This is a genomic window from Fervidicella metallireducens AeB, assembly GCF_000601455.1.
Lineage (GTDB): Bacteria > Bacillota > Clostridia > Clostridiales > Caloramatoraceae > Fervidicella > Fervidicella metallireducens.
The window spans coordinates 1-11519 of record NZ_AZQP01000059.1; the positions used below are offsets into that span (position 1 = coordinate 1).

Genomic DNA, 11519 nt, shown 5'->3' on the forward strand with positions numbered 1-11519 from the left:
TCCTTATTTTATTTTCAGAAATTTTTTAAAAAAGATATTGATTTTTAGTTTGATATAAATATAATAATTGTATCTAAAGGAGATATAAAAATGTATGCATACAATTATAAGGATGGAGGGAGATTTATGGAAAGAAAGGTTACTGAAAGAACACAAAACAATAAAAGAGTATATGATATGATAATTACATCTATGCTTACAGCATTGGTATTTTTAGCAACACATTCAATTAAGATTATGTTGCCGATTTCCTTTAATGATGGTGGATTAGTTCATTTAGGAACGGGAATGCTAATTATTGCAGCATTAGTCTTTGGAAAGAAAAAAGCAGCGATATCAGGTTCTGTTGGAATGGCTTTGTTTGATTTAACTTCCCCTTGGGTTGCCTGGGCACCATTTACATTTGTTATAAGGCCTGTAATGGGATATGTAATGGGAGCTATTGCTTATTCAAAGGGAAGAAATGGTGAATCCTTACTTTGGAATATAATAGCAATTGTAGTAAGTGGAATCTGGATGATTGCAGGATATTACATGACTTCTGTGATATTATATGGAAACTGGGTGGCACCAATAGCTTCAATTCCTGGTGATGCTCTTCAGATAGTAATTGGGGCAGCTGCTGGAATTCCAATATCAGCAATTTTAAAAAGAACTAAATTATTTTAAAGGGTAACCAAATAGATTTAATTTATTGGAGGTTTTAAAATGAAGGTACCTTTTGTAATGACTCCAGGACCTACACAGATAAGGGAAAATGTTAGACTTGCAAGGGCTATGGAAACAACAAATCCAGATTTGGATGTGAATTTTTATGAGTTTTATAAAGAAACCTGTGAAAGAGCAGGAAAATTTTTAAATACAAAAAATGAGGTAAGGATACTTTGCGGTGAGGGTATTTTAGGACTTGAAGCAGCTTGTGCTTCATTAACTGAAGCTGGAGACAGAGTACTTGTCCTCGATAATGGCATCTTTGGAGAAGGTTTTGCAGATTTTGTAAAAATGTACGGAGGAGAGGCTGTAATTTACAAAGATGATAGAAAAAGAAGTATAGATTTAGAAAAACTTGAAAAGTTTTTAGCTAATGACAGTAATTTTAAATATGCAACAGTTGTACATTGTGATACACCTTCAGGTGTTTTAAATGATGTATCAAAAATATGTCCAATGCTAAAAGAAAAAGGAATAATTACTGTTGTTGACAGTGTTGCTGCTATGGGTGGCGAAAAGTTACTGGTAGATGACTGGAAGATTGATATTGCTTTAGGTGCAACACAAAAATGTTTATCAGCACCTCCAGGATTAACATTTTTAAGCATAAGTGACGATGCTTTCAAAGCAATGGAGACTCGTAGAACACCAATAGCATCATACTATTGTAATCTTTTGATATGGAAGAATTATTATGCTGATAAATGGTTCCCTTACACTATGCCTATCAGTGATATTATGGGGTTCAGGGTTGCAATTGATAATATACTTGAAGATAAAGAAGTACTTACAAGACATAAAGAAGTTGCGGAAGCAGTCAGAAAGACTATAAAAAAGGCAGGACTTAAGCTGCATTTAGAAGGAGGATTCTCTAACACTGTTACTGTAATTGATATTCCAGAAGGAATTGATGATGAATTACTAAGAAACTAATGGTTGAAAAATATAAGGTAATGATTGCAGGCTCATTTGGATATTTAAAGGGGAAGGTCCTTAGAATTGGTCATATGGGTGAGAATGCGAGATTTGAGAAGGTTGCATATGCTTTGTCAGCTCTTCAGGGGGCTTTAAAGGAATTAGGTTTTGTATGCAGCTGTAATATGGCAGAAGAGCTTTATTTATAAAATAGTTCCTCAAACAATATTGTTTGGGGAATTTTTTATTTGAATATGGTGCTTTAAAAAGGAAAAACTTAAGGATAAAAGTGATATTTAAATTATATTTATGTATTAGGTTATTAATATTTTTAAGTAAGAAAGAAAAAAGGTGAGGAATTTTATGGGCAAAATAAAAGATTTTAATATAAAATCAAACAAAAAATTGGTTTTAGACAACGTAGATAGCTATTTTAAAATTCATGACATAAATAATGCTGAAGTTATATATGATAAACTATTGAGTTTGACGAAAGATATTATTGAACCTTTGGGTTTATATAGATTCATATCAATTGATAATCTAACTATATAAATGAGTTAAAAGAAAGTGATTTCATAATTTTGTGTATAGTAACTCTTGGGGATGACATAACAAAAAAATAAATGAATTCTTTGATAAAAGTTTATTTCTTGAGGGATTGATTTTAGATGCATTGGCCAGTGATGTATTATTCAATATATCAGATGAGTTTTATTTACAACTTTCTTCAATTCTTATAAAAAAGAAATTAGGGCTAACTTGCAGGATAGCTCCAGGGGATGGAATATTGCCATTAGAATTTCAGAAATTTATAGTTGATTCTGTTAATGAAGCAAAAAAAGAGGGAATAACAATAGAAGAGGGATTTGTTGTTAAACCACAGAAATCATTAACTTATCTATATGGTGCGGGCAGGAATATTATATCAAAGGGAATTGAGCATACATGCATAACCTGTACTAACGAGTTTTGCAGTATGAGAAACATAAAGATTAGGGGAAATTTCTCTAATTAGTTTGGCATTTATAAAATTTAATCTAATGCTAACCTTTGACATAAATTGAATTAGTTATGATATAATTAAGTATAGATGTATACAAAATTTTTAACGTAGGGTGATGGTTATGGGAAGTAAGAGTTTTTTTGAGTCTAAAAGTAAACTGCTGAACATCTATGATAGGATTTCTAAAAGAATTGAAGGAAAGTTATGTGAAAGGTACAGTAGGGAATTTATTAAGGATTTACTGTCTGAAACAAGAAAAGAGTTTGAGATGGTAATACCAACGATGCCATATATAGGTGATGATGATGTAATCAAGAATAATTTAATAATAAGTGCAATTTATATATCGGCATACAGAACGTTGAAAAAACAGGGCTATAGGGTTGAAGAAGCTTCAAGGATAATGTTTGAGGCAACCAAAATATATATTGAAAGTTATCCTAAAATAATTAAAAGGGTAGCTGGAAAATTAGTTTTATCACAATTGCAAATGGCAGATATGAAGAGAAGTTTTAAAAAAACTGCAGCTAAAAAAATATCAAGACTTTGGAGTGGTGAATTCGATGTAAAAAGCGAAAGTAACCATGACTTTGTAAAAGATACCAAAGAATGTGTTATATTAAAATTTTGCACTGAAGAATGTGCTGATGAATTGAAACCATATATTTGTAAGTTAAACAAACTATTATTAGAAGAACTTGAAATGGATAATTTTCACAAAAGATCATATTTAAGCAGGAATATGCTTTGTAGTTGTCAGATAAATAAACAACATATAAGCGGGAATGATTAGGCTTTTGTTGTGGAAGTGGAAGTATAGACACAGATTATAAAAATATTTATCAATACATTGAGTAATTTATATTTTTTAAGATGTAGAAGTAATTTTATGGAGGAATTAGGACTTGAAGAATGCTAAGGGTAATTACTTCTACATCTTAAATATATAGTATATGAAAGTAACTAGCTTAATTTTATAAGAAGCTGTCCTGAGGTAACTTGTGATCCTTCCTTGATATAAATTTTTTCTACAATTCCATCTATAGGGGAAGGTATATTTGTTTCCATCTTCATAGCTTCGATAATAACAAGGCTGTCCCCTTTTTTAACCGCCATACCTTCCTTTACTAAGACTTTTAATATTGAACCTGGAATGCTGGCACCGACTTCCTTTACATCCTTTGGATCAGCTGTCAAAATTGAAGTTATATCTTTATCGGTTTTAATACTTTTGTCTTTAATTCGTACCTCTCTTCTGTTTCCATTAATCTCAAATTCAAGATATCTATATCCTTGGTTATCTAATTTGCCAATTGAATTAAGCTTGATTATCATTGTCTTACCCTCAGAAATCTCAATTTCGCAAGTTTCACCCTCATATAATCCATGGAAGAATATATCGCTTCCAAGTTTACTTAAATCTCCAAAAGTATTCTTAAATTTAATATAGGATTCAAAAACATCAGGATATAGACAATAGCTTATAATATCTCTTTTAGCAGGTTTAAAATTAAACTTATCTTCAAGGATTTTTGATATACTATCAAAATTTTCAGAAGGGAGAAGTTCTCCAGGTCTGCAGGTTATAGGATTATCACCCTTTAATACAATATCCTGAAGCTTTTTTGGAAAACCAAATTCAGGTTGTCCCATCATTCCCTTAAAATATGCAACAACAGAATCCGGGAATGCTAAATTATAACCTTTTTCATAGATATTTTCAGGAGTTAAATCATTTTTAACCATAAAAATTGATAAATCTCCAACCATCTTAGAGGAAGGTGTAACCTTTACAATATCACCAAGCATATCGTTAACCTTTTTATACATTTCTTTTATATCATTAAATTTATGACCTAGCCCAAAACTTTCAACCTGCTTTTTAAGATTAGAATATTGTCCCCCTGGAATTTCATAATCGTATATCTCTGTGGAACCAGATTTTAGACCTGATTCAAATTGATAATATACAGGCCTTACTGCATTCCAATATTCTGATATACTTTGAAGCTCCTTAAGGTTAAGTCCGGTGTCCCGGTCTGTATTTTTCAGGGCAGCTACAACAGAGTTTAATGCCGGCTGGCTTGTAAGTCCTGACATGCTGTCAAATGCTGTATCAACAATATCTACCCCTGCCTCAGCTGCCATTAATATGGTAGCAACACCATTACCTGTTGTATCATGGGTATGAAGGTGTATTGGAATAGAAATACTTTCTTTTAAAGTTTTAATCAGTTTGTATGCTGCATATGGTTTTAAAAGGGCACTCATATCCTTAATTCCAAGAATATGTGCTCCTGTTTTTTCTATTTCCTTTGCAAGTGTTATATAATAATCAAGATTGTATTTTTTTCTTGAAGTATCAAGTATATCCCCTGTGTAACACATACATACTTCTGCAACTTTACCGCATTTTATTACTTCGTCTATTGCAACTTCCATTCCTTTAATCCAGTTTAAAGAATCGAATATCCTAAATACGTCTATTCCTGAGGAAGCTGCTTCTTTGATTGTTTCACAAACAACGTTATCTGGATAATTTTTATATCCAACGGCATTTGAGCCCTTATAAGCATTTGAAACAACAAATTTGGTATTCTTTTTCTTAATTCATCAAGTCGTTCCCAGGGTGATTCTTTTAAAAAGCGGTATGAGGTATCAAAGGTAGCTCCCCCCCACATCTCTATTGAGAAAAGGTCCTTTCCTAAGATAGAAGTTGCTTTAGCTATTTTAAGCATATCTTTTGTTCTCATCCTTGTAGCCATAAGTGACTGCTGGGCATCCCTCATTGTTGTATCAGTCAGAAGAAGTTTATTCTGGGATTTTATCCACTTAACAAGCCCTTCAGGACCTTCTTTATCAAGAAGTTGTTTTGTACCAGAGAGACCTTGTACTTCAAGAAGTTTAGGGACTACAGGTACATCAAAATCTGGTTTATTTCCATGTGTTTCATTCACAATTTTATCGCCAAGAAAATTTAAAATCCTTAATTCTTCATCAGCCTGTGGTTTAAACCTAAATAATTCGGGTGTATTAGAAATAAAATTAGTATCACACTGTCCCTTTAAAAAAGTTGGATGATTAAGAACATTTATTAAAAAGTCTATATTAGTTTTAACACCACTGATTGTTAATTCCTTAAGAGAACGAATGGATTTTTTTGCTGCATCTTCAAAACTTCTTGACCATGAGGTTACTTTAACTAGCAAACTATCATAATAAGGACTAATTACAGCACCAGTAAATCCATTTCCACCATCTAATCTGATACCATAACCTGAGCCAGTTCTGTATACGTCAATTTTTCCTGTGTCAGGAGCGAAATTATTAGAAGGATCTTCAGTTGTAACTCTGCATTGTATTGAATAACCCCTTGGAATCACATCACACTGTGAGTATATACCGATTTCCTTTGAATTTAAAGGATATGACTGGGCAATCATTATTTGTGCCTGTACTATATCTATGCCTGTAACCATTTCAGTTACAGTATGCTCAACCTGAATTCGTGGATTCATTTCAATAAAATAATGGTTTCCACTAGAGTCTACAAGAAACTCTATGGTTCCAGCACCTCTGTATTTAACTGCTTTAGCAATTTTTATAGCATCCTCACAGATTTTTTGTCTTTTTTCCTGGGACAACGTTAGTGAAGGGGTGAATTCAATAACTTTTTGATGTCGTCTTTGAATGGAACAATCCCTTTCATAAAGATGGACTATATTTCCAAACTTATCACCTAGAATCTGTACTTCAATATGTTTTGGACTATCAATATATTTTTCTATAAAAATATCATCCGCTCCAAAGGCCTTTTTTGCTTCATTTTTAGCTGTTCTAAAGGATGATAATAATTCATCTTCACTTTTAACTATTCTCATTCCCCTTCCTCCACCTCCAGCTGCAGCCTTTAAAATAACAGGATAGCCACAGACAGCAGCAGTCTCCATTGCTTCAATTTCGGAAGTAATAGCTTTATTTAATCCAGGAATAGTGGGAACTCCAAGGCTTTCAGCTAATAGTTTTGATTTTATTTTATCTCCAACCTGTTCAATCATTTCAGCTGTTGGGCCTATAAATTCTATTCCAACCTCCTGACATTTTCTTGCGAAATCTGGATTTTCAGATAAAAATCCATACCCGGGATGTATGGCATCAACCCCTTTTTTAAGGGCTAGGTTAATTATCTCATCAATATCTAAATAAGCTTCAATTGGTCCTTTGTTTTTACCTATCAAATATGCTTCATCTGCTTTTGTTCTAAAAAGTGAATATTTATCCTCCTTTGAGTAAATAGCTACAGTTCGAATACCCAGTTCTCTGCAAGCTCTAAAAACTCTTATTGCAATTTCACCTCTGTTTGCTACAAGCACTCTTTTAAAATGTTTCATTTATTTCAGCCACCTTTTCTTATTTATATCAGGTAAATGTATATTATTAGATTACACTCTTGGAAGAAAAAGTGCAAGATTTAAAATAATAAATTTCAAAAAATTGTTCAAAAAAATCTTTCGAAAAATACAGATAGAATGAAGTATGTATTTTTGTTTATTAATATACATACATGTAAATATTTATAATTTTATTATTGTATTATTAATAGTAAAACATATTTGAATAAAAAGTATAGCTGAAAATAACCATAATTTTTTGTTAAATGAATTTAATTTCATATATAAACCGGTTTTTTAAAAAGAAATATGGTGGAAATAGGTACTATTGCGAATAGTTATATCATTAGAAAAATTAAGAATATTTATTTTAAAACACATGTTTTGGGAATTTGTATATTCAATAAAGTCCTTTAAAAACAAATTTAAAGTTAAAATCATAAAATCAAATTGAATTTTTGTCATAAATAATAAGATAAAAGTTAAAAATGCTATACAAAAACGAAAAAAATAATATTTTTATAATTGACTATAAAAAAAATTAATGCTAAAATCAAATTAACCGGTTTAATAAACCGGTTAATTGGAGAATATAGAAGCAGATTTAATATTAGTACTTATAAAAAATGAAATGTGCTACACTTTTTGTGTTAAATAGGTTTATCAGGAAAAATGAGCTCAGGAGGATAAGTTAATGAATAGGGTATGTGTGCTTGGAAGTATTAACATGGATTTGGTGATTAATAGTAAAAGAATACCTAGAGTTGGAGAAACAGTTTTAGCTAAGGAATTCAGGAAAATACCTGGGGGAAAGGGAGCAAATCAGGCAGTAGCAGCACGAAGACTGGGTTGTGAAGTATATATGCTTGGTAAAGTTGGGGTTGATGACAATGGCAGGATACTTATGGAAGCATTAAAAGGTGATGGGATTAATCTTGACTATATTTTGAAGGATGATGATAATCCAACTGGAATGGCTATAATAAACGTTGATGACCAAGGAAATAATTCAATAACTGTTGTTCCAGGAGCGAATATGACAATTTCGCGTAATGATTTTGATAAAACAGTTGAAATAATAAAAAATTCAAAAATAGTTATTGCCCAATTTGAGACTCCAAAAGAAATTACTAAGGTGCATTTAAACTTGCCAAGGAATATGGGGCAATTACTATATTAAATCCTGCACCTGCAAGTGAAATAGAAGATGAGCTACTTTTATATACAGATATAATTGTGCCGAATGAAACTGAAGTTTACGAGCTTACAAAAATAGAGGTTAATGATTTAAAAACAGCAGAAGCTGCAGCAAATAAGTTTTTAGAAAAGGGAGTCAAGTATGTAATTATAACTTTAGGAGAAAAGGGAGCAGCCCTTGTCACAAAGGAGATGAGTCAGATAGTTCCAGCTTATAAAGTTGATGCTGTTGATACAACTGCAGCTGGAGATTCCTTTATAGGTGGATTAGCAAAGAAACTTTCTGAGTGTGATGAAATAAATTTTGAAAAATTAATTGAAGGGATAAAGTTTGCCAACAAGGTTTCATCAATAGTAGTAACAAGAAAAGGTGCGCAAACATCCCTGCCATATTTATCTGAAGTTGTTGAAATGTACGGGGAGGAATAAAAGTGAAAAAAATCGGAATTTTAAACAGCTGTATTTCTAATGTGATTTCAAAGATGGGCCATAATGATATGATTGCCATCGGTGATTGTGGTCTGCCAATACCAGATGAAACAATGAGAATAGATCTTGCTTTGATAAAAAACATACCAACTTTCATTGATACGCTTAAGGCTGTATTGCTGGAACTACAGATAGAAGAGGCAATAGTTGCAGTTGAAACAAAAGATGTAAGTCCTAGTGTCTTTGATGCAATAAAAAATGAGATTGATGATGTAAAGATAACTTTAGTTACACATGAAGAATTAAAAAATCTGTTAAAGGATTGCAAGGCTGTCATAAGAACAGGTGAACAAACTCCATATGCTAATGTTATCTTAAAATCTGGAGTAGTATTTTAAGGAGGATATGTAATGGAAAACAAAATCCCTCTTTTGGAAATGAAAAATATATCAAAGACATTCCCGGGAGTTAAGGCTCTGGATAATGTTGAACTCAGGGCTTACTCAGGGGAAGTTATGGCTTTAATGGGTGAAAATGGAGCTGGTAAATCAACATTAATGAAAATATTAAGTGGTGTTTATAAAAAAGACGATGGGGAAATTTTTATCCATGGTAAAAAGGTTGAAATAAATGGAATAAAGGAATCTCATGCATTAGGTGTTTCAATAATACATCAGGAATTAAGCTTACTTCAAAATTTAAGTATCTGGGAAAATATTTCTTGGAGATGAAAGTGTTAAGGGAGTATTAAAAAAGCTCAATAAAAAAGAAATGATTGAAAAAAGCAGAGAATTGCTAGAAAAAATTGGTCTCAGGGTTGACCCAAGAGTTACAGTTAAAGAATTAACTGTAGGGGAGATGCAGATGATTGAAATTGTTAAGGCAACATCTAAAAATGCAAGGATAATAATAATGGATGAACCTACAACAGCTTTAACAGATGTAGAAACTAAGAAACTGTTTGAAGTAATAAAAGGACTGAAGAATCAAGGTATAGCAATAATTTATATATCACATAGATTAGAAGAAATTTTTAACATCTGTGACAGAGTAACTGTTATGAGGGATGGTTGTTATATTGGTGAGGATTTGGTAAGAAACATTGATAGAGATAAGCTAATTTCAATGATGGTAGGAAGAAAACTTGAGGAACAGTATCCATACCTTAAAATTAAGTCAGGCAAATCGGTATTGGAAGTTAAGAATATTTGCGATAGAAGCAGAATAAAAAATGCTTCCTTTGTTGCAAAAGAAGGGGAAATACTTGGTATTGCAGGATTGATGGGCTCAGGTAGAACGGAGTTAGCTAAGCTTATATTTGGTGAATATAAGAAAACTTCAGGAGAAATTCTTTTAGATGGAAAAACAGTAGATATTAATTCACCGATGGATGCAATAAAAAATGGAATTGCATATTTATCAGAAGACAGAAAAAAAGAGGGTGTAGTTTTAAACCTTTCTGTTGGAAATAATATGACTTTGGCAAATTTAAAAGCCTATGAAGGCCCTATTGGAAAAATAAACAAAAAACTAGAAAAGGACGATTACAACATCTATTCTAAAAAACTGAAAGTAAAAACCACAGGGTATCATCAGCTGATAAAAAATCTAAGTGGTGGTAACCAGCAAAAGGTTATACTTGCTAAATGGATAATGATGTCTCCAAAGGTATTGATTATTGATGAGCCAACAAGGGGAATAGATGTCGGTGCAAAAAAAGAAATATATGAAATATTAAATCAATTAAAAAAAGATGGGAAGGCAATCATTGTAATTTCATCTGATATGGAAGAGATACTTGGAATAAGTGACAGGATTATTGTGATGAGTGAAGGAAAAATAACAGGAGAAGTATCACGTGAAGAGGCAAATCAACAGGTTATTATGAAATATGCTGTTGGAATCAGTTAAAAAGTGGAGGGATAGTATGAAGGGAAATTTAAAGGAAATTCTTACAAAATATAAGTCATTAGTTGGTTTGATTGTTTTATGCATTATTATTTCAGTCATCTCTCCTAGATTTTTAAGTATAAGCAACATTATGAACGTATTAACACAAGTATCAGTTAATGCAATTATTGCAATAGGTATGACTTTTGTAATATTAACTGGTGGAATTGACCTTTCTGTAGGTTCTATACTTGCAATAACAGGAGCAATAGCAGCAACCCTTGTGAAGACTACAAACAGTGTCTTTTTATCACTAGTTGCAGCCCTTGTAATAGGAGGTATAATAGGAGGAATAAACGGTATTATTATATCAAAGGGTAGAATACAGGCATTTATTGTTACACTAGCAACAATGACTGTTTTTAGGGGAGTAACTTATGTTTATTCAAATGGTACACCTATATCAGGTCTTGGAATGAATTTTATGGTATTAGGCAATAAGAGGATTTTAGGAATACCATTTCCAGTAATATTTACTTTGGTTGTTTTTGCTTTAGCTTGGTATGTTATTAATCAGACTAGATTTGGAAGATATGTCTATGCCCTTGGAGGCAATGAAGATTGTGCAAGATTATCAGGTATAAATACTGATAGGGTAAAATCACTTGTATATGTTATTTCTGGTATCGCAGCGGCTCTCAGTGGAGTTATAGTTACAAGCAGAATTGGTTCAGCATCACCAAATGCAGGATCAGGTTATGAACTTGATGCAATAGCTGCTGTAGTTTTAGGTGGAACTAGTCTTGCTGGTGGAGAAGGAACGATAGTTGGTACTATAATTGGTGCAATGATTATTGGAGTATTAAACAACGGTTTGAACTTAATGAATGTATCACCTTTCTATCAGCTGATAGTAAAAGGTATAGTAATCTTATTTGCTGTTTTAGTTGACAAAAAAAATAATAAATAAATTATTAAGG

6 protein-coding genes and 4 pseudogenes are annotated in these 11519 nt (G+C 32.0%); 9 read left to right on the forward strand and 1 reads right to left on the reverse strand.

What is annotated here, in order from left to right; all coding sequences use genetic code 11:
• The first annotated feature begins 126 nt into the window (after positions 1-126).
• The 5 genes and pseudogenes from Q428_RS12655 to Q428_RS12675 all read left to right on the forward strand — a co-directional run bounded on the left by Q428_RS12655 (position 127) and on the right by Q428_RS12675 (position 3425).
• On the forward strand, positions 127-669 hold the full coding sequence (locus Q428_RS12655; RefSeq protein WP_035381511.1) for an ECF transporter S component: 543 nt from the start codon (positions 127-129) through the stop codon (positions 667-669).
• A 39-nt stretch (positions 670-708) separates the two neighbouring features.
• Positions 709-1835: pseudogene (locus Q428_RS12660) on the forward strand (pyridoxal-phosphate-dependent aminotransferase family protein).
• A 154-nt stretch (positions 1836-1989) separates the two neighbouring features.
• Complete coding sequence (locus Q428_RS12665; RefSeq protein WP_035381501.1) at positions 1990-2181, forward strand: hypothetical protein; 192 nt, start codon at positions 1990-1992, stop codon at positions 2179-2181.
• A 106-nt stretch (positions 2182-2287) separates the two neighbouring features.
• Positions 2288-2644, forward strand: a complete 357-nt coding sequence (locus Q428_RS12670) for a hypothetical protein (protein ID WP_035381503.1) — start codon at positions 2288-2290, stop codon at positions 2642-2644.
• A 109-nt stretch (positions 2645-2753) separates the two neighbouring features.
• Positions 2754-3425, forward strand: coding sequence for an L-2-amino-thiazoline-4-carboxylic acid hydrolase (locus tag Q428_RS12675; protein ID WP_035381505.1), 672 nt, complete (start codon positions 2754-2756; stop codon positions 3423-3425).
• 170 nt (positions 3426-3595) lie between these two features.
• Here Q428_RS12675 and Q428_RS12680 read toward each other — a convergent pair.
• Positions 3596-7023, reverse strand: a pseudogene (locus Q428_RS12680) (pyruvate carboxylase).
• A gap of 694 nt (positions 7024-7717) precedes the next feature.
• On the opposite strand from Q428_RS12680, the pseudogene rbsK reads away from it, so the two are divergent.
• The 4 genes and pseudogenes from rbsK to rbsC all read left to right on the forward strand — a co-directional run bounded on the left by rbsK (position 7718) and on the right by rbsC (position 11509).
• Positions 7718-8649 (forward strand): annotated as a pseudogene (gene rbsK / locus Q428_RS12685) (ribokinase).
• Between the two features lie 2 nt (positions 8650-8651).
• On the forward strand, positions 8652-9047 hold the full coding sequence (rbsD, locus tag Q428_RS12690) for a D-ribose pyranase (protein ID WP_035381507.1): 396 nt from the start codon (positions 8652-8654) through the stop codon (positions 9045-9047).
• A gap of 12 nt (positions 9048-9059) precedes the next feature.
• Positions 9060-10560 (forward strand): annotated as a pseudogene (locus tag Q428_RS12695) (sugar ABC transporter ATP-binding protein).
• A 16-nt stretch (positions 10561-10576) separates the two neighbouring features.
• Positions 10577-11509: a ribose ABC transporter permease gene (rbsC, locus tag Q428_RS12700; RefSeq protein ID WP_035381509.1), complete on the forward strand. Its 933-nt coding sequence runs from the start codon at positions 10577-10579 to the stop codon at positions 11507-11509.
• Positions 11510-11519: the final 10 nt, after the last annotated feature.